21 protein-coding genes, 2 tRNA genes and 1 pseudogene are annotated in these 24,673 nt (G+C 70.9%); 15 read left to right on the forward strand and 9 right to left on the reverse strand.

Annotated features, from left to right (window positions below; genetic code table 11):
* Positions 1-31: 31 nt before the first annotated feature.
* From serA to ACLJQE_RS25805, 5 genes are all read left to right on the forward strand, one after another.
* The gene (gene serA, locus ACLJQE_RS25785; protein ID WP_410641927.1) at positions 32-1,630 is read left to right on the forward strand and encodes a phosphoglycerate dehydrogenase; all 1,599 of its coding nucleotides are present in this window, start codon (positions 32-34) and stop codon (positions 1,628-1,630) included.
* Positions 1,631-1,860: 230 nt separating this feature from the next.
* Positions 1,861-5,238 carry a S8 family serine peptidase gene (locus ACLJQE_RS25790; protein ID WP_410641928.1) on the forward strand — a complete coding sequence of 1,126 codons (3,378 nt, stop codon included), beginning with the start codon at positions 1,861-1,863 and terminating at the stop codon, positions 5,236-5,238.
* Positions 5,239-5,466: 228 nt separating this feature from the next.
* Complete coding sequence (locus ACLJQE_RS25795; RefSeq protein WP_410641929.1) at positions 5,467-6,504, forward strand: 3-isopropylmalate dehydrogenase; 1,038 nt, start codon at positions 5,467-5,469, stop codon at positions 6,502-6,504.
* 250 nt (positions 6,505-6,754) lie between these two features.
* A complete protein-coding gene (gene cimA / locus ACLJQE_RS25800; protein WP_410641930.1) occupies positions 6,755-8,359 on the forward strand; it encodes a citramalate synthase in 1,605 nt (534 codons plus the stop codon).
* A 32-nt stretch (positions 8,360-8,391) separates the two neighbouring features.
* Entirely contained in the window at positions 8,392-9,162 is a 771-nt protein-coding gene (locus ACLJQE_RS25805) for a fumarylacetoacetate hydrolase family protein (RefSeq protein WP_410641931.1), read from the forward strand.
* On the opposite strand, the gene ACLJQE_RS25810 is transcribed toward ACLJQE_RS25805, so the two are convergent.
* Positions 9,159-10,409, reverse strand: coding sequence for an FAD-dependent oxidoreductase (locus ACLJQE_RS25810; RefSeq protein WP_410641932.1), 1,251 nt, complete (start codon positions 10,407-10,409; stop codon positions 9,159-9,161). The genes ACLJQE_RS25805 and ACLJQE_RS25810 overlap by 4 nt on opposite strands.
* Positions 10,410-10,911: 502 nt before the next feature.
* Here ACLJQE_RS25810 and ACLJQE_RS25815 point away from each other — a divergent pair.
* The 3 genes from ACLJQE_RS25815 (at position 10,912) to ACLJQE_RS25825 (ending at position 11,936) form a co-directional block, all read left to right on the forward strand.
* Positions 10,912-11,646, forward strand: coding sequence for an HAD family hydrolase (locus ACLJQE_RS25815; protein WP_410642123.1), 735 nt, complete (start codon positions 10,912-10,914; stop codon positions 11,644-11,646).
* Between the two features lie 49 nt (positions 11,647-11,695).
* Positions 11,696-11,767, forward strand: a tRNA-Gln gene (locus tag ACLJQE_RS25820).
* 93 nt (positions 11,768-11,860) lie between these two features.
* Positions 11,861-11,936, forward strand: a tRNA-Glu gene (locus tag ACLJQE_RS25825).
* 89 nt (positions 11,937-12,025) lie between these two features.
* Here ACLJQE_RS25825 and ACLJQE_RS25830 read toward each other — a convergent pair.
* The 3 genes and pseudogenes from ACLJQE_RS25830 to ACLJQE_RS25840 form a co-directional block, all read right to left on the reverse strand.
* The gene (locus ACLJQE_RS25830; RefSeq protein ID WP_410641933.1) at positions 12,026-12,517 is read right to left on the reverse strand and encodes an SLC13 family permease; all 492 of its coding nucleotides are present in this window, start codon (positions 12,515-12,517) and stop codon (positions 12,026-12,028) included.
* Positions 12,518-12,942: 425 nt separating this feature from the next.
* Positions 12,943-13,332 (reverse strand): annotated as a pseudogene (locus ACLJQE_RS25835) (C4-dicarboxylate ABC transporter); the annotation flags it as partial.
* Positions 13,333-13,387: 55 nt separating this feature from the next.
* Complete coding sequence (locus ACLJQE_RS25840) at positions 13,388-14,494, reverse strand: PrpF domain-containing protein (protein WP_410641935.1); 1,107 nt, start codon at positions 14,492-14,494, stop codon at positions 13,388-13,390.
* 266 nt (positions 14,495-14,760) lie between these two features.
* Between ACLJQE_RS25840 and ACLJQE_RS25845 the strand changes: the two genes are divergently transcribed.
* The 3 genes from ACLJQE_RS25845 (at position 14,761) to ACLJQE_RS25855 (ending at position 17,176) form a co-directional block, all read left to right on the forward strand.
* Positions 14,761-15,672 carry a LysR family transcriptional regulator gene (locus tag ACLJQE_RS25845; protein ID WP_410641936.1) on the forward strand — a complete coding sequence of 304 codons (912 nt, stop codon included), beginning with the start codon at positions 14,761-14,763 and terminating at the stop codon, positions 15,670-15,672.
* A gap of 502 nt (positions 15,673-16,174) precedes the next feature.
* Positions 16,175-16,855 carry an HU family DNA-binding protein gene (locus tag ACLJQE_RS25850; protein ID WP_410641937.1) on the forward strand — a complete coding sequence of 227 codons (681 nt, stop codon included), beginning with the start codon at positions 16,175-16,177 and terminating at the stop codon, positions 16,853-16,855.
* A 39-nt stretch (positions 16,856-16,894) separates the two neighbouring features.
* Entirely contained in the window at positions 16,895-17,176 is a 282-nt protein-coding gene (locus ACLJQE_RS25855; protein WP_410641938.1) for a hypothetical protein, read from the forward strand.
* A gap of 42 nt (positions 17,177-17,218) precedes the next feature.
* Here the strand turns inward: ACLJQE_RS25855 and ACLJQE_RS25860 are convergent, their stop codons facing one another.
* Entirely contained in the window at positions 17,219-17,590 is a 372-nt protein-coding gene (locus ACLJQE_RS25860; RefSeq protein WP_410641939.1) for a hypothetical protein, read from the reverse strand.
* Between the two features lie 281 nt (positions 17,591-17,871).
* Between ACLJQE_RS25860 and ACLJQE_RS25865 the strand changes: the two genes are divergently transcribed.
* A complete protein-coding gene (locus tag ACLJQE_RS25865) occupies positions 17,872-18,288 on the forward strand; it encodes an SsgA family sporulation/cell division regulator (RefSeq protein WP_410641940.1) in 417 nt (138 codons plus the stop codon).
* 76 nt (positions 18,289-18,364) lie between these two features.
* Here the strand turns inward: ACLJQE_RS25865 and ACLJQE_RS25870 are convergent, their stop codons facing one another.
* Entirely contained in the window at positions 18,365-18,727 is a 363-nt protein-coding gene (locus ACLJQE_RS25870) for a DUF6292 family protein (protein WP_410641941.1), read from the reverse strand.
* 176 nt (positions 18,728-18,903) lie between these two features.
* On the opposite strand from ACLJQE_RS25870, the gene ACLJQE_RS25875 reads away from it, so the two are divergent.
* From ACLJQE_RS25875 to ACLJQE_RS25885, 3 genes are read left to right on the forward strand one after another with little or no spacing between them, the layout of a single operon-like run.
* Positions 18,904-20,358 (forward strand): NAD(P)/FAD-dependent oxidoreductase, encoded by a 1,455-nt coding sequence (locus tag ACLJQE_RS25875; protein ID WP_410641942.1) that lies wholly within the window; start codon positions 18,904-18,906, stop codon positions 20,356-20,358.
* Positions 20,355-21,428: a hypothetical protein gene (locus ACLJQE_RS25880; RefSeq protein WP_410641943.1), complete on the forward strand. Its 1,074-nt coding sequence runs from the start codon at positions 20,355-20,357 to the stop codon at positions 21,426-21,428. The genes ACLJQE_RS25875 and ACLJQE_RS25880 overlap by 4 nt, the downstream gene beginning before the upstream one ends.
* A gap of 26 nt (positions 21,429-21,454) precedes the next feature.
* Positions 21,455-22,054, forward strand: coding sequence for a TetR/AcrR family transcriptional regulator (locus ACLJQE_RS25885; protein ID WP_410641944.1), 600 nt, complete (start codon positions 21,455-21,457; stop codon positions 22,052-22,054).
* 157 nt (positions 22,055-22,211) lie between these two features.
* Here the strand turns inward: ACLJQE_RS25885 and ACLJQE_RS25890 are convergent, their stop codons facing one another.
* The 3 genes from ACLJQE_RS25890 to ACLJQE_RS25900 all read right to left on the reverse strand — a co-directional run bounded on the left by ACLJQE_RS25890 (position 22,212) and on the right by ACLJQE_RS25900 (position 24,274).
* Complete coding sequence (locus tag ACLJQE_RS25890; RefSeq protein WP_410641945.1) at positions 22,212-22,625, reverse strand: histone-like nucleoid-structuring protein Lsr2; 414 nt, start codon at positions 22,623-22,625, stop codon at positions 22,212-22,214.
* A gap of 237 nt (positions 22,626-22,862) precedes the next feature.
* On the reverse strand, positions 22,863-23,048 hold the full coding sequence (locus ACLJQE_RS25895; RefSeq protein WP_410641946.1) for a hypothetical protein: 186 nt from the start codon (positions 23,046-23,048) through the stop codon (positions 22,863-22,865).
* A gap of 530 nt (positions 23,049-23,578) precedes the next feature.
* Complete coding sequence (locus ACLJQE_RS25900) at positions 23,579-24,274, reverse strand: HU family DNA-binding protein (protein ID WP_410641947.1); 696 nt, start codon at positions 24,272-24,274, stop codon at positions 23,579-23,581.
* Positions 24,275-24,673 lie beyond the last annotated feature (399 nt).

Below are 24,673 nucleotides of genomic sequence, written 5' to 3' on the forward strand. Positions count from 1 at the left end.
CTGGAAATGACCAGATAGTGGGAGCCGCATCGTGAGCAAGCCCAATAAGCCCGTCGTCCTCATCGCGGAGAAGCTCGCGCCCTCCGTGCTGAGTGTCTTCGGTGACGAGGTGGAGGTCCGGCACGTCGACGGCACGGACCGGTCCGCGCTGCTCGAGGCGGTGAAGAGCGCCGACGCGCTCCTGGTCCGCTCCGCCACCCAGGTGAACGCCGAGGTCTTCGCGGCCACCACGCAGCTGAAGGTCGTCGCCCGCGCCGGCGTCGGCCTCGACAACGTCGAGGTGCCCGCCGCGACCGAGCGGGGCGTCCTGGTCGTCAACGCGCCGACGTCGAACATCGTCTCCGCCGCCGAGCACGCCGTCGCCCTGCTGCTGTCGGTCGCGCGCCGGGTCCCGGCCGCCGACCAGAGCCTCCGCGGCGGCGAGTGGAAGCGCAGCTCGTTCTCCGGCGTCGAGCTCCAGGGCAAGACCATCGGCGTGGTCGGCCTCGGCAAGATCGGCCAGCTGTTCGCCCAGCGCCTCGCCGCCTTCGACACGCACCTCATCGCCTACGACCCCTACGTCTCGGCCGCCCGCGCCGCGCAGCTCGGCATCGAGCTCGTCACCCTCGACGAACTGCTGACCCGCGCCGACGCCATCTCCATCCACCTGCCGAAGACGCCGGAGACCAAGGGCCTCATCGACGCCGAGGCGCTGAAGAAGACCAAGCCCGGCGTCATCATCGTGAACGCCGCCCGCGGCGGGCTGATCGTCGAGCAGGACCTGGCCGACGCGCTGCGCTCGGGCCACGTCGGCGGGGCCGGCGTCGACGTCTTCGTCACCGAGCCGACCACGTCCAGCCCGCTGTTCGAGCTGGAGAACGTCGTCGTGACGCCGCACCTGGGCGCCTCGACGGCCGAGGCGCAGGACCGCGCGGGCACCGACGTCGCGAGGTCGGTGCTGCTGGCCCTGCGCGGCGACTTCGTGCCGGACGCGGTGAACGTCTCCGGCGGCGGCGCGGTCGGCGAGCACGTCCGCCCGTACCTGTCGCTGACCCAGAAGCTCGGCCAGCTGCTGACCGCACTGAACCCGACGTCGCCGACGTCGGTGACCGTGCAGGTCAAGGGCGAGCTGACCAGCGAGGACACCAGCGTGCTGCAGCTGGCGGCGCTGCGCGGGGTGTTCACCGGCGTGGTCGAGGACCAGGTCACCTTCGTCAACGCGCCGCAGCTGGCGGAGAAGCTGGGCGTGCAGGTCGAGCTGGAGACCGAGCCGGAGAGCCCGAAGTTCCGCAGTCTGGTCACGGTGCGCGCGGTGCACGCCGACGGCGCGGTGCTGAGCGTGTCGGGTTCGGTCACCGGCCTCGACGAGGTCGAGAAGCTGGTCGAGGTCAACGGCCGCGGCTTCGACCTGCGGGCCGAGGGCACCGTGCTGCTGGTCGAGTACCCGGACCGCCCGGGCGTGATGGGCCGGGTCGGCACACTGCTGGGCGAGGCGGGCATCAACATCGAGGCCGCCCAGATCAGCCAGACGACGGACGGCTCGGACGCGGTGATGCTGCTGCGCGTCGACCGGCACATCGACGCGCACCTGCTGGAGCCGATCGGCGCCTCGGTCGGCGCGCACACGATCCGCGCCGTCGACTTCAACTGACGTAACACTTTCGAAGGCCCCCTGTCACCCGACAGGGGGCCTTCACACGCAATCACAACTACATAACGGAGTCTTTTGCCTACGTAAGTAGGTGTTTTGGGGCATTAGGTTCTCTGCGCGAGGTCGAACCACGCGTCGTCGAGGGCACGGCGCTGTGCCGCGCTTCACCGTCGGGGGTGTCAGGAGCGGCAGGCAGGTTCGGGTCCAGACCTCGAGTAAGGGGCCGACTCATGAGCAGATCCCGCCTCCCCGCGCGCGCCACGACGGCGGCCTTCGCCGTCGTTCTGGCGGCCGCGCTCGGGGCGCCGTCGGCGAGCGCAGCCACTGTGCCCATTCCCAACCTGCCCCTCGCCGACGGCGTCGCACCGGCCAAGATCGACGACGCGAAGCTGCAGGGGAAGCTGCCGCCGCGCCTGGGGGCCGCGCAGGGCCGGGTCACCGCGTTCGTCGAGCTGGCCAAGCAGCCGGCTGTCGACGCGTTCACCGCCACGCAGCCGCAGGGCAAGGAACAGGCCAAGCGGGCCGCTCGCGCCGCCAAGGCCGACACCGCCGCCGCGGTGGACTCCGTCGTCGGCCAGCTGCGCGCGGCCGACGCCAAGCCGCAGGTCGTCACCCAGACCGCCAACGCCGTTCCCGGCGTGGTCGTCACCGCCGACGCCGCGAAGCTGCGTGAGGTCGCGAAGCGCGCGGACGTCGTCGCGGTGCGCACGGTCGTCCCGAAGACGCGCACCAACGCCAGTGCTGCGCAGCTGACCAACACGCTCGCCGCCTGGCAGCAGACCGGCAAGTTCGGCGACGGCGTCCGCGTCGGCGTCATCGACGACGGCATCGACTACACCCACGCCGACTTCGGCGGCCCCGGCACCCAGGCCGCCTACAAGAGCGTCGACAGCACCAAGCCGACCCCGCTCTTCCCGACCGCCAAGGTCGTCGGCGGCATCGACCTCGTCGGCGACGACTACGACGCCGCGACTCCCGGCAAGACCACCCCGAAGCCGGACCCGAACCCGCTCGCCTGCGGTGAACACGGCACGCACGTGGCCGGCACCATCGGCGGCTTCGGCGTCACCGCCGACGGCAAGACCTTCAAGGGCGACTACAAGAAGCTCGACGCCAAGAAGGTCGACGCGATGCAGATCGGCCCGGGCACGGCGCCGAAGTCGCTCCTCTACGGCATCAAGGTGTTCGGCTGCGAGGGCTCGACGAACGTCACCTCGCAGGCGCTGGACTGGGCGCTCGACCCGGACGGCGACGGCGACTTCACCGACCACCTCGACATCGTCAACCTCTCGCTCGGCTCCGACTTCGGCGCGCCGGACGACCCGGACTCGCTGTTCGTGCGCAAGCTCGTCGCGAACAACGTGCTGCCGGTGATCTCCGCGGGCAACGGCGGCGACATCAACGACGTCGCCGGCGCCCCGGGCAGCACGCCCGAGGCGCTCACCGTCGCCAGCACGCGCGACGCGGGCATCCTGCGCGACGCCGCCGAGGTCAAGGCCCCGGCGACCGCGGCGGGCCAGAAGACCGGCCAGTACAGCCAGAACTACACCGGCTACGACACCCTGGACGTGACCGCGCCGGTCGTCGCCCTGTCGGCGGCGAACGCCGCGGGCTGCGCGCCGTATTCGGCCGAGGACAAGGCGAAGGCGGCGGGCAAGTTCGTCTGGCTGGAGTGGGACGACAACGACTCGACCCGCGCCTGCGGCTCGGCCGGGCGCGCCAACAACGCGCAGGCCGCCGGGGCGAAGGGTGCGCTCCTTTCGTCCACTTTGGAGCACTTCGGCGCCGGCATCGCGGGCAACGCGGCGATCCCGGTGTTCCAGTTCACCGGCTCCGCCACGAAGACGCTGCGCGCGGCGCTGACCGCGGGCACCCTGGAGGTCCGGCTCTACGGCGCCGGGCGCGCCTCGATCCAGACCTACGACAAGACGATCGTGGACACCCCGAGCTCGTTCACCTCGCGCGGCACCCGCGGCCCGGCCCTCAAGCCGGACGTCGCCGCGCCCGGTGACACGATCACCTCGGCCTTCCGCGGCAGCGGCAACGGCCGGACCGTGCTGTCGGGCACGTCGATGGCCGCGCCGCACACCGCGGGCATCACCGCGCTGATCCGCCAGACCCACCCGGACTGGTCGGTCGAGGAGGTCAAGGCGGCGGTCATCGACACCGCCGGCCACGACGTCTCCGACGGCGCGGGCCACACCTACGCGCCGCAGCGCGTCGGCAGCGGCCGGATCGACGCGAAGGCGGCGCTGGACAACCAGGTGCTCGCCTACGTCGTCGACGACCCGGGCGCGGTGAGCGTCAGCTTCGGCACGGTCGAGGCGTCCGGGCCGGTGACGCTGTCGAAGACGATCAAGCTCGTCAACAAGGGCGTCACGCCCGCCGAGTACTCGGTGGCCTACCAGGCGGTCAACGCGCTGCCGGGTGTCGAGTACACAGTGGACAAGCAGACGGTGAAGCTGACCCCGCGCGGCACCGCCAAGGTGAAGGTGACGCTGAAGATCACCGACCCGAAGGCCCTGCGCAAGGTCATGGACCCGACCATGCAGGCCACCCAGGCCGGCCTGGCCCGGCAGTTCGTCGCGGACGCCTCCGGCCGCGTCGCCTTCACCCCGGTCGGCGGGGCCAAGGTGCCGCTGCGGGTCTCGGTCTACTCCGCGCCGAAGCCGGCGTCGACGATTTCGACGCCGCCGTCGGTGAAGTTCGGGCCGGACGCCACCCAGGCCGTGCTGAACCTGACCGGCAAGGGTGTCGACCAGGGTGCCGGCGCGCAGCGGTACCGCTCGCTGATCAGCGTGCTCGAGCTGCAGGCGGAGTCCCCGCAGCTGCCCGAGTGCGACGCGGACGTGGTCACCGACTGCACGCTGAACAAGACGGCCAAGGGCGGCGACCTCCGCTACATCGGTGCGGCGTCGACCGCGCCGCTGGCGAAGGCCCAGGGCGAGCCGGAGAACGCGATCCTCGCGTTCGGCCTGTCCACCTGGGGTGACTGGGCGAACATCGGCAGCAACACCTCGCCGTTCGTCGACATCGACACGACCGGGGACGGGCAGCCGGACTTCGAGACCTACGTGACCAAGGCGACGTCGACCGACGTGCTCCTGGCCACCACGGTCGCGCTGACCCCGGGCTTCCCGACCGTCGACGTCCAGGCGGTCAACGGCCAGCTCGGCGACGTCGACACCAACGTGTTCGACACGAACGTGCTCACGCTGCCGGTTTCGCTGGCCGCGCTGGGCATCGACGCGGGAGCCGACAGCCACCGGATCTCCTACACGGTGGGCGTCAGCGGGTTCTACGTCGCGCCGGGCACGGCGAACGGGCTGATCGACTACGTCGGCACGCCGCTTTCGTTCGACGCGCTCGCGCCGGGCTACGCGGTGCAGGGCGGCGGCGACGCCGCGCTGGGCTACGTCGCGAAGCCGGGTACGGCGCTGGTCGTGACGCGGAACGCGGCCTCGGCCGCGGCCGACAACGCCCTCGGGCTGCTGGCCATCGAACACCACAACGCCGCGGGAAACCGGGCGAACGTGGTCAAGGTGGACGCGGCGCAGGGCGCCCGGCCGGGGAACGAGCGTCAGCCGATCGGGGCTGGTCGCCGCTAGTCCGCGGCAAGATCGATTTGTGCAGGAGCAGGGGCGTTCCGGGCGGATTTCCGCCGGGGGCGCCCCGCTCGCATTCACCCGATTGGGTGTCTCACCCTGCGGGAGGATGCGGCATAAGGGTGGTGCGGCTACGGCAGTTTGTCTACGGGCGGTAACCTTCCGGCTGCTGGCGTTTTGTTGCGGTGGGCCATCGGTGCGGCCGGTGGCCTGGTCGACGGAGGTGTGTGGATGCGGCTCGCGGTGATCCCAGGAGACGGGATCGGGCCCGAGGTGGTCTCCGAGGCGCTGAAGGTGCTCGGCGAAGTAGTACCGACGGCGGAGATCACGAACTACGACCTCGGCGCCGCGCGATGGCACTCGACCGGTGAACTGCTGCCGGAATCGGTCCTCGGCGAGCTCCGTCAGCACGACGCGATCCTGCTGGGCGCGGTCGGCGACCCGAGCGTGCCCAGCGGCATCCTCGAGCGCGGCCTGCTGCTGCGCCTGCGGTTCGAGATGGACCACCACGTCAACCTGCGCCCGGCGCGGCTGTACCCGGGTGTCCGGGGACCGCTGGCCGACGCGGGCGACGTCGACATGGTCGTCGTGCGCGAAGGCACCGAAGGCCCGTACGCGGGCACTGGCGGCCTGATCCGCAAGGACACCGAACACGAGATCGCGACGGAGGTCAGCGTCAACACGGCGTTCGGCGTCCGGCGCGTGGTCGCGGACGCGTTCAACCGCGCCGAGGCCCGGCCGCGCAAGCACCTGACGCTGGTGCACAAGACCAACGTGCTCTCGTTCGCGGGCTCGCTGTGGTCGCGGATCGTCGAAGAGGTTTCGCTGGAGCACCCGGAGGTGACGGTCGCGTATTCGCATGTGGACGCGGCGACCATCCACCTGGTGACGGACCCGTCCCGGTTCGACGTGATCGTGACGGACAACCTGTTCGGCGACATCATCACCGACCTCGCGGCCGCGGTGACGGGCGGCATCGGCCTGGCGGCCAGCGGCAACCTGGACATGACCCGCCGCAACCCGAGCATGTTCGAGCCGGTGCACGGTTCGGCGCCGGACATCGCGGGCCAGGGGCTGGCGGACCCGACGGCCGCGGTGCTGTCGGTGGCGCTGCTGCTGGACCACCTGGGCCAGAAGGAAGCGGCGCGGCGGATCGAGGCGTCGGTGGCGTTCGACCTGGCCACGCGGGACCAGGCCTCCCCGGGGGCCACCCAGGCGATCGGCGACCGGCTGGCGGCGCTGGTTTCGTCCAACGTGCGCACGGGCTGATTTCTCCGGGAAAGCCCCGCACCCTCGCCGGGTGCGGGGCTTTTCGTGCCCCCGGTCTTCCCGGATGGTGGGAGTCTGGCCCAGTTTGTGGACTTCCCGGGAACCGCTGTGGCATGATGCGACCGTGACCAGCTTCGCGATCATTATCGACGAGCGCGCCGGACGATAGCTCCACAAGAGCACCCGGCGCGCAACCTCTCGCACCCATGCGGGAGGTTTTTTTGTTGCCCCGAAACGCTAGGAGAGACCCGTGACCCGCCAGGAGCCCGCCGATACCCCCCTCGGCGATGCCTTCCACCTCTACGACACGACCCTGCGCGACGGTGCGCAGCGGGAGGGCATCTCCTACTCCGTCCAGGACAAGCTCGCCGTCGCGCGGCTGCTGGACGAGCTCGGCGTCGGGTTCATCGAAGGCGGCTGGCCCGGGGCGCTCCCCAAGGACACCGAATTCTTCGCGCGCGCCGCGAAGGGCGAACTGAAGCTTCGCCACGCCGCACTCGTCGCCTTCGGGGCGACGCGCAAGGCCGGCACCACCGCCGACGCCGACCCGCAGGTCCGGGCCCTGCTCGACAGCGAAGCCCCGGTCATCACCCTCGTCGCGAAGTCCGACCTCCGCCACATCGAACGCGCCCTGCGCGTCGACGTCGACGAGGCCTGCGCCATGGTCGAGGACACCGTCGCGTTCCTGACGAAGGAAGGACGGCGGGTCTTCCTCGACGCCGAGCACTTCTTCGACGGCTACGCGCATTCCCCCGAGACCTCGCTCAGGGTGCTCGACGCCGCCGCCCACGCGGGCGCCGACGTCCTCGTGCTCTGCGACACCAACGGCGGGCAGCTCCCCCTCGGCCTGGCCGAGACCGTCCGGAAGATCAAGGAAAAGACCGGGTTCCGGCTCGGGATCCACTGTCAGGACGACACTTCCTGCGCCGTGGCGAACTCCGTCGCCGCGGTGCAGGCCGGCGTGACGCACGTCCAGTGCACCGCCAACGGTTACGGGGAACGGGCCGGCAACGCCGACCTGTTCGCCGTGACGGGAAACCTGGTGACCAAGCTCGGCATGGACGTCCTCCCGACCGGAGGCGCCGCCGAACTCACCCGGGTCTCCCATGCCCTTGCCGAAATCGCCAACCTCGCCCCCTACTCCCACCAGGCTTACGTAGGGGCGTCGGCTTTCGCTCACAAGGCGGGACTGCACGCGAGCGCGATCAAGGTGGATCCGTTGTTGTACAACCACATCGATCCAGCTTCCGTCGGCAACGACATGCGGGTACTGGTCACCGAGATGGCCGGCAGGGCCAGCCTCGAGCTCAAGGGACGTGAGCTCGGGGTCGACCTTGCCGGCCGGCCCGAAGCGCTGACGAGCGCGATCACGAAGGTCAAGCGCCTCGAAGCGGAAGGGTGGTCCTTCGAGGCCGCCGACGCCTCCCTGGAGCTCCTGCTGCGGCAGGAGGCCGACGTCCCCGCCGAGGCACCGTTCGCGCTCGAGTCCTACCGCGTGGTGCTCGACCACCGCCCGGACGGCGAGGTCATGGCCGAGGCGACGGTCAAGGTGCACGTCGGCGGCGAGCGCGTCATCGCCACCGCCGAGGGCATCGGGCCGGTGCACGCCCTCGACGCCGCCCTGCGGAAGGCGCTGTCGCCGCACCTGTCCTGGTTGGACAGTGTGGAGCTGGCCGACTACAAGGTGCGCATCCTCCAGGGCCACCCCGGCACCGACGCGGTGACGCGCGTGCTCGTCGAGAGCACCGACGGCGGGCGCGAGTGGACCACCGTCGGCGTGCACGGCAACATCGTCGAGGCCAGCTGGCTGGCCCTGTGCGACGCGCTGGTGCACAAGAGCACGACCGTGTCCTGAAGCACGGGTGGAGCGCACGTAGACTGACCAACGTGCGCCTAGCCCGAATTGCTCATCCCGGTGGTGTCGCGTTCGCCTCGATCGAAGGCGACGGTGACGACGCCCAGGTCCTCGAAATCGCCGAGCACCCCTTCGGCCAGCCGAACTTCACCGGCAAGCGGTGGCCGCTGGCCGACGTCCGGCTGCTCGCGCCGATCCTGCCGTCCAAGGTGATCGCCGTCGGCCGCAACTACGCCAAGCACGCGGCCGAGTTCGGCAACGACGTGCCGAGCGCCCCGATGCTGTTCATCAAGCCGTCGACGACGGTCATCGGGCCCCACGCGGCCATCCGCCGTCCGTCGGGCATCGGCCGCGTCGACTTCGAGGGCGAGCTGGCGATCGTCATCGGGCAGCCGGTGAAGAACGTGCCTGCCGCCCGCGCCGCGAGCGTCGTCCTCGGCTACACGATCGCCAACGACGTCAGCGCCCGCGACCTCCAGAAGGCCGACGGCCAGTGGGGCCGCGCCAAGGGCTTCGACACCTTCTGCCCGATCGGCCCGTGGATCGAGACCTCGATCGACCCGTCCGACCTGGCGTTGCGGGCCGAGGTCGACGGCGAGCTCAAGCAGGACGGCCGCACGTCCGACCTCGTCCACAAGATCCCCGAGCTGGTCGAGTTCGTGTCGGGCGTCATGACGCTCCTGCCCGGCGACATCATCCTCACCGGCACCCCCGAGGGCGTCGGCCCGATCGAGGGCGGCCAGAGCGTCTCGATCACCATCGAAGGCATCGGCACCCTGACCAACCCGGTCGAGAACGTCTAACTCCTGGCCGCCGGCTCCATCGGCCGCCGGGCGAACGCCGGAGCGTGCTCCGGCCGCAGCCCCAGGCCGAGGAGCCGGGCCGGGAAGTACGACAGCCGCGGGAACCGGGCGAACGCCTTGATCATCGCCTCCGGCGGGCCGTTGCGCTTGCCGGTCATCACCCCGCGCACCACGGTCCGGTGCATCAGGCGCTGCAGCCCCTGCACCATGAGCGTCGGCGCGAGGCGCCGGATGCGCACCTTGGCCAGCTCGGCCTCCGTCGGGCGGCCCCGGCGCAGCGGCTCGGCCAGCAGCGTCGCCGCCGCGACCGCGTCCTGCACCGCCAGGTTGATGCCCACGCCGCCGATCGGCGACATCGCGTGCGCCGCGTCGCCGACGCACAGCAGCCCGTCGACGTGCCACTTGCGCAGCAGGTTGAGCCGCACGTCGAGGAACTTGACGTCGTCCATCGATTCCAGCTCGTGCACCCGGTCGGCGAACTCGGGGCAGACCTGGGTGACGTTCTCCCGGAACGCCTCGATGCCCTCCTTCCGCAGGTCGTCGCCCTTGGGCGCGAGGTAGGCGACCTGGTAGAAGTCCGGCCGGGGGAGCGGTACCGCGAAGCGGCGGTCCCGCATCTTCGGCATCAGCGTGCTGCCTTCCTCACCGTCGCCGCGGGAAAGCCGGAACCACAAGACGTCGAACGGGCAGTCGTACTCCCGCGGCACCAGGCCGGCCTCGCGGCGGGCCAGCGACCAGCGGCCGTCGGCGGCGATCACCAGGTCGGCGCGGATTTCGCCGGTCTCCCCGGCGCGGGTGCGGTAGGTGATCCCGGCGACCCGGCCCTGCTCGCGCACCAGGCCCGTGCACTCGGTTTCCATCCGCAGGACGAACGTCGGCTCCTTGCGCGCGCTTTCGGCGAGCAGGTCGAGGAAGTCCCACTGCGGGACCATCGCGATGTACGGGTGCGCCACCTTCAGCCGGCTGAAGTCGGCCAGCTTCATCATTTCGCCGTTTTCCCGCGGGAACCCGGCCGAGTGCAGCTCGCTGTGCGGCAGCGCGTGGAACTTCTCGCCGAGGCCCAGCTCGTCGAGCAGCGTCAGCGTCGACGGGTGGACCGTGTCCCCGCGGAAGTCGCGCAGGAAATCGGCGTGCTTCTCCAGCACCGTCACCTCGACGCCGGCCCTGGCCAGCAGCAATCCCGTGACCATCCCGGCCGGCCCGCCACCGATGACGACGCAGCTCGTGCGTTCGGTCATCTCGACCATCTCCCTTATTCATCGCCTGTTGAATAACCTGAGAATGCACCTGTCCGGCACCCGCGTCAAGGGCTGCGACCGGAGATACGCTGATCGGGCGATGGTCGCGCAGCCGCGGGCCGGTCGGCGGAAACCGTCCAAATGCGACAGTCGGCCGACGGTGTCCCGGTTCCGGGCGGCTCCGGCGGCGGGATGCGGAGGTGCCCTTGTGGACGGAGCGGATTCCCAGGCGGGGCAAGGGGTTTCACCGAGGAATCGATTTCTTCGCCGCGGGCGCCGTCGCCGGTGGCGCGTGCGGCGCGGATAACGAACGGGGACGGTTCGCCAACTGGGAGTAGAACCGGCGCGCCGGAACAGGGGAGCGGCAATCACCTCTTTGGCAGCGTCGCGAACGCGGCGGTTGCCCTAGCCTCACTGGGTGGATTTCGCCCTGGTACCCCGGACCCCTTCGCGAACCGCCCCGCCCGCCGCGGTGGCGTCCGAGCCCTGGGCGCCGCCCGAGCTCCGGCTGGTGTGCCTGGACATCGACGACACGCTCATCGACTGCACCGCCGCGATCCGCCGGAGCCTCCACATCCTCACCGGCCGGGGTGACCTGTGGCCGCTGTGGGACCTCATCACCGAAGAGCACGTCGCCCTCGTCGTCGCGGGCGAACTCGACTACGCGACGATGCACCAGCGGCGCACCGACTGCTTCCTCGCCGAGATCGGCATCCTCGCCGACGCCGAGCAGGTGAGCTCCTTCGAGCGTCGCCGCAGAGAACTGCTCGACCACTCCTGGCAGCTGTTCGACGACGTCCTGGACTGCCTGGAGTGGCTGCGCGCCGCCGGCCTGATGCTGGCCGCGGTGACGAACGCCTCGGGCGTCCACCAGCGGAAGAAGATCGCCGACCTGGGCCTGTCGCCGTTCTTCGACCACGTCGCCATCGCCGGCGAGCTCGGCGTGGCCAAGCCCGACCCGGTGATGTTCCACACGGTCTGCCTCGGCTTGGGGTGCGCGCCGGCCCAGGCGGTGCACGTGGGGGACAAACTGGACACCGACGCGATCGGCGCCCGCGACGCGGGCCTGGGCGCGGTCTGGCTCGACCGCGACCGCATCGGCGAACGCGCCCCCGACGGCGTCCACACGGTGGCCGGCCTCGCCGAGCTGCCTGAGCTGCTGGTTTCGGAATACGCCACGATCGGCGTCCCGGCCCAGCGCGGCAGTGGCACCCCCGCCTTCACCGTCCGGAACGGCGTGCTCTAGTATTTCTCCTCGTGCGGTGCTGAACCGGCCAGCCGGAGCAGTACCTCACTGGGGTATGGTGTAATTGGCAGCACGACTGGTTCTGGTCCAGTTAGTCTAGGTTCGAGTCCTGGTACCCCAGCTGCGGAGAGTGACCCCCCTGCAAAGCGGGAAATCGCTTCTGGTAGGTTCTCTCCAGCAAGAAAACCTCTGGGAAACCAGGGAAAGTTCCTAAGCCCCCGTCGTCTAGCGGCCTAGGACGCCGGCCTCTCACGCCGGTAGCGTGGGTTCGAATCCCATCGGGGGTACCAGCAGTTACCACCCAAGCTCGGCTGACCCAGGTCAGCCGAGCTTTTTTGCTGGGGTAGCAGTCACGGCTTGCGAGCTCGGCTGCCCGGCCTCAGAACGAGCCCGGCAGGACGAGCACCGCCCAGGCCGCGACCGGTCCGAGGGCGACGATGCCGCAGGTGTAGGAGACGACCTGCCGGTAGAAGCGGATCCGGTCGACGCCGCGGGCGTTGGCGAGGACCAGTGCGCCGTTGGTGGAGAACGGCGAGACGTCCACGATCGTGGTGGCGATGGCCATGGCGGCGACGACCCCCATGACGGGCAGTGATCCGGTGAGCAGCAACGGAATCGCCATCGGGATGGTCGCGGTGAGGATCGCCGTCGACGAGGCGAACGCCGAGGTGACGCCGACGACGACACACAGCACGAGCGCCACCAGCAGCGGAGCCCCCAGGCCGACCGCGCCGTGGGCGACCCAGCCGATGGTGCCCGAGTGCTCGAGCACTCCGACGTAGGTGACCATGCCGGCGACCAGGAGGATCGTCGGCCAGCTGATGCCCTCGACGGCCTTGCCGAGGTTCTCTCGATCGAGCAGGGCGAGCACGGCACCCGCAGCCAGTGCGAGGAACCGATCTGCAGGTGGAAGGCGAGTGCGCCGACCACGAGCACGACCAACGCCGCGAGCGTGGCGCGCCGGCGCCAGGTCACCGTGATCGCCTTCGTCTTGACCGCGGTGGCCACACCGCCACCGGCCGGCGCCGGCGTACTTCCCCCGGCCGGCGCGTCACCATCAGCCGGGTGCTCGACGAAGCTCTCCTCGCCGCGGCGGCGGAGCATCGCGTAGGTGACGGCGGCGAGCAGCAGGTTGAACCCCAGGCTGGCGAAGAACAACGCGGCGTGGGAGACGGTCAGGCCGGCCTTGGCCACGATGCCGTACACGAGCGCTCCGGACACCGCCATCGGCGAGAACGCCCCGGCGTGGGCACCGCAGATCACCATCATCCCGATCATCAGCGGGTTGATGCGGTAGGTGAAGGCGAAACTCATCCCGATCGGCACCAGCAAGGCGACGGCCGCCGGGGTGAAGGTACCCAACGCGGTCAGCGTGGCTGCCACGGCGAACAGCACCCACGGGACCAGGATCGCGCGGCCCCGCACGAGCCGGATCCCGCCCGCTACCAACAGGTCGATCGTGCCGTTCAGCTTGGCGACGGAGAACAGGTACGTGACTCCGACGACGGTGATGAACAGCGAGACCGGGAATCCCTCGAAGATCTCCTTCTCGTCGAGACCGAACACGAACGTGCCCACGACGAACGAAGCGACCAGCGCGAGGATCCCGATGTTGATGGGCAGCACGGTGGCGATCACGAACATGCCGCCCAGCACCAGGATCGCGATCAGCTGTGATGACATCATTGTCCTTTTTGTACGGTCGGCCCCGACGCTTCCGCCCGGGGCGGGACGGTGCGGGTCAGGCGGCCGAGGCGGCGGCCAGTGTCGTGGGCGAGGGCTCCAGTGGCTCTTCGTCGGGGAGGACGAGCGTCGCGTCGCCGATCCGGCGCGTGGTCCGCGTGACCCCGATGGCGAGCAGTCCGTCGCGAGTGCCCGCGCGGGTCGTCACGACTCCGGCCGGGGTGTCCAGGCGCAGCACCTCCCGCTCGACGGCGGTGAACTCGGACAGGACCGTACCGGGGGTGCGCGCGGCCGCGGTGAGGGCGACGCTTCCGGTGATGGCCAGCGCGGGATGCGTCCGTCCCATGGACAGCATCCGCACGGTCACGTCCGAACGTTCGCGCTGTCCCGCGCTCACCAGGGCGATCTTGGGGACGGCGCGGGCGGCTCCGGCGGGATCGGCGGCGAGCCCCATGCGGACCGCCGCGATGCGGCGGATGCGGTCGAGCCGGTCCAGCAGGTCTTCCCGGGTGTCGAGGGCGGCCGGGTGCGCCGCACCGTCCGCGCCGATCTCGACGGCGGGGACGAGGACGACGGGCGCCCCGGCGTCGAGCAGCGTGACGCGGACCCCGTCCACCAGGTCGACGGCGTTGCCCGTGGGCAGCAACGCCCCGGTCGTCCGGCCGGCCGGATCGACGAACCACAGGTGCACCCCGAGGCCGGGTTGGGTCACCCCGGGAATGTGGTCGCCGCCTTGTTCGGTCACGTGGCCGGAGGGCGTCGGCACCTCGACGACGATCAGCTGGCCGGTGTTGGTGTTGTTGATCCGCACCGTGGTCACCTCGCCGGCCGGGACCACCCAGCCACGCCTCAGCGCGTAGGGCCCGACGACGGCCGAGCAGTTGCCGCAGTTGCTCGTCCAGTCCACCCGCCCGTCGGCGATGCCGATCTGGGCGAACGTGTACTCGACGTCGATGCCCGGCCGGTCGCTCCTGGTGAGCACGACGGCCTTGCTGGTGGTGGAGGTCGCCCCGCCCACGCCGTCGATCTGGCGCGGGTCAGGGCTTCCGTACAGCCGCAGCAGCACCTCGTCCACGCTGCGACCGGGCACCGTGAGCACCTCGCGCTCGAACACCCAGCACTTGCTGGTGCCACCGCGCATCCACGTCGCCGGGATCTCTCGCACAGTCACTCCTCCGCGACGGTGGCATCACCGTCGTAAACAGCCGGGCAATGACGGCTACCGTGACTCGCGCCGAGGATGAACACAATCACGGAAAACTGAACATACGTGAAGGAGAGCTTCAGGCTCCGAGTGTCCCGACGGCGGCACGGAGGGACTCTCGGATCACGAAGTCGCAGTCAAGAGCGCATACGGTGCGTGAAGCTAGACTGCACGGAAGTCCCTGATCGGTGAATTCGCCGCATCGGAATTTTGCCCGAGGAGTGCCCATGTTGGACGTCCGGCGCCTGGCGCTGCTCGCGGCGGTGGTGGACACGGGGTCGATGACCGCGGCCGCGGAACAGCTCGGTTACTCCGCATCGGCGGTCTCGCAGCAGCTGCGCCGGCTCGAAGTGGAGGCCGGTCAACCCCTGCTGCACCGCCAGGCCAGGGGAGTGCGCCCCACCGAAGCGGGAGCCGTGCTGGCCGGCCACGCGCGCCACATCCTCCGGAGGCTCGGTGCCGCGGAGGCCGACCTCGCCGAACTCGCGGGGCTGCGCCGGGGCACCGTCGCGGTGGGCGTGTTCCCGACCGTCGCCAGCGCCCTGCTCCCCCAGGTCGTCAGCCGGTTCCGCCGCCAGTACCCCGACCTCCGCCTGGACGTGCGCAGTACCCGGTTCGACGAGCTCGTCGAACTGCTGGAGAACGGCACGGTCGGCATCGCGCTCTTGTGGGACTACGCGTGGGACCGCGTCGACGTGGCCGGCATTTCCCTGACCCCGCTGCTGGACGATCCGACCGTGCTCGTCGTCGCCGCCGACCACCGCCTCGCCCGCAAGCGGTTCACCACCATGTCCGAACTCGCCGACGAGGAGTGGATCGTCCGCGCCCACGACCATCCGGTGGCCGAGGTGCTCGAACGCAGCTGCCGCGCGGCCGGGTTCACCCCGAAGATCGCGTTCGAGGCCAACGACTACCAGGAGGCGCAGGCCATGGTCAGCGTCGGAGTCGGAGTCGCACTCGCGCCGAGGACGGCCGTGCGCAACCCGAACCCGGACGTCCGCGTTCTTGCCCTCGGCACCGACGTGCCCGCTCGGCGCGTCCTGCTGGCCCACCGCGAGGACCGGCTTCGCGCCCCCGCCGAACTCGCCCTGCACCAGCTCCTCGTCGACATCGCCCGCGAGTACCAGACCAGGAACTGACCGCCGCGAGCCGGAGCGGCACCCGGCGACGTGGAACCGGTGCTCGGCGGTCGACGGTCTGGACGACGTGATGACGGCCGACCTCGCGCCCGAGGCGGTGGTGGGCTGCGAGTACGTCCTGCACGTGGCGTCGCCGTTTCCCGTCGGGGTGCCGAAGTCGGACGACGACCGCGTGTGGACCGGGACCGACTGGTCCAATGTGGACCGTAAAACGTTGCGCCGTCGATCAATTGTTCGATTTTGTGATCGTCCTGTCGGGACGGTCGTGGTATCGAGCACATGTCCTATGAGGACGTTGTTTCCGCTGTTCAGCTGGTCTGGAGGGTAGATTCGCAGGTCAGGGGTTCGGGTTGTGCGCACGCCTCGCGGCTCGGGCCGAAATTCCGCGCGACACAACAGAGTTAAGCTGCTTCCGCTGTTTGGATTTGTGCGGCTTTGGTAATACTCTGTGCGCTGTCGGCCGTGATGGGCCTGACTTGAAGTTCCACTACGGAGGACCGGAATGACGAACAAGGCCCAGCTGATCGAGGCGCTGTCGGAGCGTCTGGGCGATGACAAGAAGGTGGCTGCGCAGGCCGTGGACGGTCTGGTGGACATCATCATCCGGACGGTCAACAAGGGCGAAAAGGTCAACATCACCGGCTTCGGGGTGTTCGAGAAGCGCGCCCGCGCGGCTCGTACGGCGCGGAACCCGCGTACCGGTGAGGCCGTGAAGGTGAAGAAGACGAACGTGCCCGCGTTCCGGGCCGGCACCACCTTCAAGGACGTCATCTCCGGCACCAAGAAGCTGCCCAAGGCGACCCCGGTCAAGCGCGCCACCACCGCGACCCGGGCGACGGCCACGAAGACCGCGGCTGCCGCGGCTCCGGCCAAGGCGACCACGGCCCGCACCACGCGAGCGGCCACGGCCAAGCCTGCCGCGACGACCACGCGGACCCGCGCCACCGCGGCGAAGCCGGCCGCCAAGGCCACCACCGCCACCAAGGCGGCCCCGAAGGCCGCCGCGGCGAAGGCCACCACGGCGAAGGCGGCCACGGCGAAGGCGACCACCACGCGGGCGAAGACCGCGGCCGCCAAGCCGGCCGCGACCAAGACCGCCGCCGCGACCAAGACCGCCGCCGCCAAGAAGCCGGCCGCCGCCAAGGCGCCGGCCAAGCGCACCTCCGCCGCCAAGAAGAAGTAACACCCCCGGCGACGATCGGAAGGGCCCCGCACCTGCCTGGTGCGGGGCCCTTCCCGTTCAGCGAACAAGACCCTGCGCGCGGCCGGGCGGCCGGGAGAAGCACGCCAGGAGCTCGCCCGGGCGGCCGAGGTGCTGCGGCAAAGCGGAGACCAGTACTACGAGGCCCAGGCCCACGAGGCGCTGCTGCTGATCGCGGAGGCTGCGGGCGACGAAAACGCCGGGCGCGCCGCGCTGGCGCGGATGGCCGAAATCCACGTCCGCCTCAAGAGCCCGCGCGCCGAGGAACTCACGGAGCGGCTGGCGCGGTTCCCGAAGGTGTGAACCGGAGCGAAAACTCGTGGGCCCGCGCGCCGGTCCGGACGGTCACCGTCCGGTCTCCGAGGGTGCGGGAGAGCCGGCAGCAGTAGACGGCGGAAGCGGCCGGCGCAACGTCTTCGGGCTGCCAGCCGGGGGAACCGACCCAGGCTTCTCCGGCACACGGACCATGGCCGAGCATCCGCCGGGTGTCGCGGGGACGGCCAGCCGGGCACCGGGATTCGCGTCGAGGGTCGCCCTGGCCCCGGTGCACGCCTCGGCCGCGCCGAGGACCCGGCAGCGCACGATCGCGGCCGCGCGCTCGACGATCTTCAGCTCCAGCTCGGTTTCGTCGGCCGCGACAAGGCCGAGCGAGCCGTGGTCGGCCAGCGCCTGGCCGGCGGCGATGAGCGCGGCCTGCCAGCCGGCGTGCGGCGGCATCAGGACGAGCCCCGGCCGTACTCGACGAGGGAAGAGTGGCGGAGATCTGCAGGTCAGAGGCAGGTGCAGCCGGGTGGTTGCGGCGGACCCCACGTGCTCACCGCGGCATCCCCCGTGGCGGCCCGGCATCCCGCGTGACCACAAAGGACATCCGGCGTGCGGCCGCGGATGACGTGCGATCGTTCCGCACCCTGCGGAAACCGGCGCGTCCGCTTGGCGCCGGGCACCCGATCGGCCGACACTGGCCGTGGCGTGGATGCCGAAGGGGTGGAGGTCCTCCGTTGAGTTCCGAGTTCACCATGATCAAGGCGATCCTCGCGCTCGAGGTGCGGACCGCGGACGGCGGTGCCACGTCGCTGCGGGCCGACCTCGGCTACGACAGCCGGGAGCCCTACGCGGTCGCCCTGAGCCTCCACACCGGACGCGGGCTCGTCGAGTGGCTCGTCGCGCGGGAGCTGCTCATCGACGGCCTCCGGGAACCGGCCGGGCTCGGCGACGTCCGGGTCGCGCCGGCCACCGATCCGGCCGTGACCGTGATCGGACTGAGGTCGCCGGGTGGCCACGTCACGCTCGAAGCGGACACCGCCGAGATCGTCGACTTCCTCTACCGCACCTGCGAGGCGCTGCCGCGGGGCGAGGAAAGCCGCGCGTTCGACTTCGACCGCGAGCTGGCGAAGCTGACCCGCACCCCGGAATGACACGGGGGGCCCGAGTGGCCGGCCGGGACGCCGAAGTGGTCACCGTCCGGAACGGCCTCATCGGGCACACCCGCGGCTACCAGGGTCGCTGAACCGGCTCGGGATCGTCCTCGTCCGCCCGGCGCACCGGGCGTTCCCCGTGCCCGGACAGGGTGTTGAGCACGAAGTCCGCCACCGCTTCGGGTTGCCGCGTGCCCGGCAGCTCGGCGACGACCCGCGTCGACCCGGACGAGCCGTCCTCCGCGACGAGCTCCCAGTCTTCGCCGGGCGTCCAGCGCAGCAGGTAGTCACGCGGGTCGCGCTCTCCGGCGTGGCCCGCGAAGCGGATCTGCCCGCCCGCGAAGTCGCCGGTGCGCGAGCGCGTGTCTTCCGGCTGCAGCCCCAGCTCCGCGGCCACCGCCCGGACGAGCGCGGCCGTGGACGGTTCGTGGTCGGTCATGGCCCGCCCTCCTGTCGCAGCCGGTGGCTACCCGTGCGGGTGAGGCGGGAAACGCCGGCCCGGGGAACCGCGCCGGAAACGGTTCCGCGGCAAGCACTTCCGAGAGGGCTTGACACCCGTCGGTGGTCATTCATACATTCAGTGTCTGTTTGTATGAATGACGGGAGTTGATCCGCATGCTCGGCAAGACCGCCGTCGTCCTCGGAGGCAGTGCCGCCGGCCTGTGCGCGGCCGGAGCGCTCGCCCCGCACTTCGGCCGCGTGCTGGTGCTGGAACGCGACGAACTGCCCGACGGGGCCGAGCACCGCCGCGGCGTGCCGCAGAGCAAGCACCCGCACTTCCTGCTCAACTCGGGGCGGCGCGCGATCGGCGCGCTGTTCCCCGGGTTCGAGGACGACCTCATCGCGGCGGGCGGGCTGCTGCTGATGCCGTCCATGGACGCCGCCTACCTCGACGGGCCGGGCTGGTCGGCCCGCAAGCGCAGTGCCATGACGATGGTCTACGGCTCGCGGATCCTGATCGAACGCGTGCTGCGGGACAAGGTGCGCGAGCTGGCCAATGTCGTCGTCCGCGAAGGGGTCGCGGTGCGCGGCCTGACCACCTCGGCCGGGGAAGTCACCGGTGTCGGCTTCACCGCGGCCGGCGGCGACGAACACGTCGACGCCGATTTCGTGGTGGACGCGATGGGCCGCGGCTCCCCGGTCGCCGGCTGGCTGGCGGCGGCCGGCTGGCCCGAGCCGGAAGTGCAGACGCTCGACGCCAAGGTCACCTACACCTCGCGCTGGTACGACCTGCCTGCCGAACGTCCCGCGTCCTGGTGGTGGCGGCACCTGGTGATCATGCCGACGCCGGACAAGGGCGAGCACCCCGCCGAGCACGAGTTCCTGGTCAACTTCTTCCCGATCGAAGGCAACCGCGTCATCGCCTGCATGGGCTCGTGGGGCCTGGAGATGCCCAGCACCACCGACGCGTTCGTCGAAACCGCGCGCCGGGTGCGGACGCCGTTGTTCGCCGACGCCATGGACCGCTGCGCCCCCGCGTCGCCGGTCCACCTCACGCGGTCGACCGGCAACAAGTGGCGGCGCTACGACCGCCTGCGCACCCGGCCGCGGCGGCTGGTCTTCGTCGGCGACTCGATCTGCGCGTTCAACCCCTTCTACGCCCAGGGCATCAGTTCCGCGTCGGCTTCGGCCCTGCTGCTGCGCGAGCACCTCTCCCGCGCCGAGCGGCTCGACGCGAAGTTCTCCTCACGCTTCTTCGCCGCGCAACGCGCGCTGCTGCGCGTGCCGTGGTCCCTGGCGATGGCCAGGGACCAGGGTTACGCGTGCGCGGTCGGCACCGAGCAGCTGCCGGAGTGGCGGCGGCGCCTCGTCGCGGCCGTGTCGGCCCCGGCGTTCAGCCTCGTCGTCGGCGCCGCCCGGGAGGACGCGGTGGTCGATGAGCACTTCGCCAAGGTGTTCAACCTGGACGAATCACTGGGGCAGATGCTGCGCAACCCCCGGGTCCTCGCGGGTCTGGTGCGCTACCGGCTCCGCGCGGCGCTGGGCAGGCACCGCGTGCCGTTCGGGTTCGACCCCCAGGCCGAGCCGCCGGCCACGGACTATTCGCCGGCCACGGCGACCGCGCGATGAGCACGGCGTGCGGGCCGGACGCCGAAGCCGTCACCCGCGGTCTCGGCTTCGCCTGCGACGACGTCTCGCCGGTGGTTTCGGTGCGGCCGCCGTGGGCGCTCGCCCACTGGACGATGCCGCTGCTGGAACTGCTGATCGTCGGCGGCGCGGTGTTCGCGCTGGTGCACGCCCTCCGCCGTCGCCGCGAGGGCGATCCGGTGAACCTGGCGCTGTGGTGGGCTTCGCTGGTCTACCTCTTCGTCACCGAGCCGCCGCTGTACTTCCCGGAGTGGTTCGGCCTCGACCGGCTGTACGGCTTCATCTTCGCCCACAACCGGTTCACCGTGCAGTTCATGGCGGACCGGCTGCCGCTCTACATCGTGGCGTTCTACCCGGTGATCAGCCAGCTCGCCTACGAGGTCGTGCGCTCGCTCGGGCTCTTCCGGCGGGGCGCGCTGCGCGGTTCGGTGGCCGTGGCCTTCGTCTGCCAGGTGTTCTACGAAGTCTTCGACCACGTCGGCCCGCAGCTGAGGTGGTGGGCCTGGAACCCGGGCAACGCGATCGTCAACCACCCGGCACTGGCGTCGGTGCCGTTGAACAGCATGCTGCTGTTCGCTTCCGTTTCGATGGCCGCGATGACCTACCTCGTCGTGCGGCTGACGGGCGGCCCGCCGCCGCGCCGGCTGACCCCGCGCATCCTGCTGGCCGGCGTCCTCACGCCGCCGACCATGGCGATCGCCGGGATCCCGTCGAGCTTCGCCGGCGACAACGCAGGCGCGCGCGCCTGGATCCTCGGCGTCGAGCTGGGCCTGCTGTGGCTGGCCGGCGTCTGGATCGTCGTGGCGCACCTGCGATCCGGGGAACCGGGCGAGCCGCTGCCGGCGTTCACGCGGTACTACCCGGCCGGTTACCTGGGTGGGATGGCGATCTGCTGGCTCGGGGCCCTTCCGGCGTACCTCGCCGCCGAAGACGGCGTGACCGCGGACGGCACCCCGATCGGCAGCGGGCCGTACGCGCTCGCCTGTTTCGCCGGGGCCGGCCTGCTGCTGGTCGCGCTGTACCGGCGGGACCGCGCCCCTGTCCCGGGCTGAGCGCTCCCTCGGGGAAGATGGGTGGCATGGGGCACCACGGATGGCAGGGCAACCCGCCCGGCACCGAAGACGAGGCACGCCGCCGGATCGTCGAAGCGGCGACGGCGTGCCTCGACCGGGCCGGCCTGGCCAAGACGAGCCTCTCCGACGTCGCCGCCGAGGCGGGCGTCACCCGGCAGACCGTCTACCGCTACTTCCCGGGCCTGAAGGACATCCTGCGCGCGGTCGCGCTGGCGGAGGTCGAGGAGTTCGCCGGGCGGATGGAGCGGCACCTGGCGACGTTCGGGACGGCCGCCGAAGCCGCGGTGGAGTCCGTGGTGTTCGCCGTCCGGACGCTTCCGGGGGAGCCCCACATGGGGCTGCTGCTGCAGGCGGGCGAAGCGGACTTCTTCACCGACGGCGTCGTCTCGCCGCTGGCGTTTTCGTACGGCGCGCGCATCCTCCGCAACCTGCCGGTCGACTGGGCGGGCGCCGGGATCGCCACCGACGAGGAACTGCAAGGCCTCGCCGAGGTCCTGATGCGGCTGTTCCTGTCGTTCCTGCAGTACCCCTCGACGCCGCCGCTCGGCGACGACGAGCTGCGTGCCCTGGTCCGCCGCTGGATCGGCCCGGCGCTACGCGGATGAGGTTTCCGGAAACGCTGCGCGAAATGCGCTGACAATTCCTGACAACGCGGGTGTGTGATGCCTCCCACGTCCGGTGCGGAATGCCGGCGGCGAGGGTTCCGCCCCCGCCACCGGCGCTGCCGTGATCTCTCCCCAGTTGATCTGCCGGCCACCCGCGTTACTTCCTGGCGGCGGCGACCTTCTTGCGCGGGGCACGCTTGCGCGGCGGCGCGGCGGGCGCCTCGGCCTCTTCGACCTGGGCCTGCTCGTAGGCGGCGATCACCTCGGAGGACAGCCGTCCCCGCTCGGAAACCTCGTAGCCGTTCGCGTTGGCCCAGGCGCGGATCTGCTGGTTGCGCTCGCGGTCGGTGGTGCTGGTCGTGGTCGACTGCCCGGTGGCGACGCGGACCTTGCGGCCGCCGATGCGCCGTCCGGCCGCGATGTAGCGGGCCAGCTCGTCGCGCAGGGCGGTGGCGTTCTCGTCCGAAAGGTCGATTTCGTAGGTGACGCCGTCGAGGCCGAACTGGACGGTCTGGGCGGCGGTGCTGCCGTCGATGTCGTCCAGGATCTCGACGAGGACTTTCTGGGCCACTTGAATGCTCCTCAGCTGGATGTGCGTCCGGGGAACGCGACGTGTGACAAGTTGCACAATGGTCGGCGTTCTTCGGTGGAGTGTATCCACCCGAGGAGAGGTACGGCAATTTCCTCTTGCTTCCGCGGAACGGCGACGGTCCGGCGTGGTCCGGATAGGACTGGCCCGCCGCCGTTCGCGGCTTTGCCCGGCAGCGGCGGCGGAGGCGGCAATACCGGCGGAAATGCGGCCGGGAATCTAGTTTCCGGAGGGCGTGGAGCCCTGCTCGCCGTGGTGGTAGGGCGGATCGGTGGCGAGGGCCTCGTCGGCGGCGCCTTCGGCGGGATCGGCCAGGTGCGCCTCCGCCGCGGCTTCTTTCGCCTCTTTGATGAGCTGCCGGCTGTGGGCGAGGTCCGCTTCGGGCCGGTTTTCGTTCGCCGTCATCGCGACTCCTTGGGTCGGATTGCGTTCCGTGCCGGACGGCTACCCGCGAAGCCCCGAACGCAACCGTCGCCGGCCGCGGGCGGAAAGGGTTGTGGGCCGTTCACCCCAACGAGTGGCCACGGTGAATTCTTCGGCGAACGGCGGCGGATCGGGTGAGCCGGTGACCGGGACCGGTTCCGCGAAACCCGCGGAATCCGCGGCGGAAACGGCCGGGCCGGTATCCGGGGTCGTGGCGGCGCCGGGTTCGAACCGGGCTGGTGCACAGTGTTCAAGCCGCCGGAGAGCGGCCGGGGGCTGGTCGGAGGCCCCGGAAGCCTGCGCGCGCCCGGCAAGCCGCGAGCGGCGATCTCAGCCGGGTCTGTGCGCAACCCGGGCCTGGGGGGCGGAATTGCCGGCTCGGTCCTGAACGCGGGTGGCCGGGCCGGGTTTCCCGATCCGCTCACGACCGCCGGGCGGTTGACCGGGCCCGGAATGCCGGAAGGGCCCCGCACCAGGCAGGTGCGGGGCCCTTCCGATCGTCGCCGGGGGTGTTACTTCTTCTTGGCGGCGGAGGTGCGCTTGGCCGGGGCCTTGGCGGCGGCCGGCTTCTTGGCGGCGGCGGTCTTGGTCGCGGCGGCGGTCTTGGTCGCGGCCGGCTTGGCGGCGGCGGTCTTCGCCCGCGTGGTGGTCGCCTTGGCCGTGGTGGCCTTGGCCGCCGTGGTCTTCGCCGCGGCGGCCTTCGGGGCCGCCTTGGTGGCGGTGGTGGCCTTGGCGGCCGGCTTCGCCGCGGTGGCGCGGGTCCGCGTGGTGGTCGAGCGCGTGGTGGCCGGCTTGGCCGCCGCCGCGCGGGTGGTGCGGGTCGTGGTGGCGGCCTTGGCCGGCGCGGCGGCCGCGGCGGTCTTGGTGGCCGTCGCCCGCGTGCTGGTGGCCGCGGAGGCACGCTTGACCGGGGTCGCCTTGGGCAGCTTCTTGGTGCCGGAGATGACGTCCTTGAAGGTGGTGCCGGCGCGGAAGGCGGGCACGTTGGTCTTCTTGACCTTGACGGCCTCACCGGTGCGCGGGTTGCGGGCGGTGCGAGCGGCGCGGGCGCGCTTCTCGAACACCCCGAAGCCGGTGATGTTGACCTTTTCGCCCTTGTTGACCGTCCGGATGATGATGTCCACCAGACCGTCCACGGCCTGCGAAGCCACCTTCTTGTCGCCCAGACGCTCCGACAGCGCCTCGATCAGCTGGGCCTTGTTCGTCATTCCAGTCCTCCATAGTGGAACTACTAGTCACGGCCCATCTCGGCCGACACTGCACACGGTATTACCAATACCGCACAAAATCCAACCGGAGGTCGAAATATTTCCTTGTACGGGGGCAGGTTCCGCCGCCGGATAGCCCCTCGCCGGAGGTCGGCAGGAACGCGGCCCGGACTTCCGCCATGCCTCTGAGCAGGCAAAACCGGGGGTTGGTGCCGTCCACAGTGGTCGTCCATATAGGACCCGAGGCCCTTCCGGAGAACTTTTTGCGCGACACGCCCGAGCGGGGGGTGTCGCGGCGTGTGGCCGAGCCCACCCGGCCCGATCCCGCGCGGCGGCGGGGGATCGCGAGGCCCTCCCGGCCCGCTTCGCCGTGGCGGCAGGCGGAAGCGGAGCCGGTGA

This window comes from Amycolatopsis sp. lyj-346, from assembly GCF_046548975.1.
In the GTDB taxonomy this organism is placed as follows: domain Bacteria; phylum Actinomycetota; class Actinomycetes; order Mycobacteriales; family Pseudonocardiaceae; genus Amycolatopsis.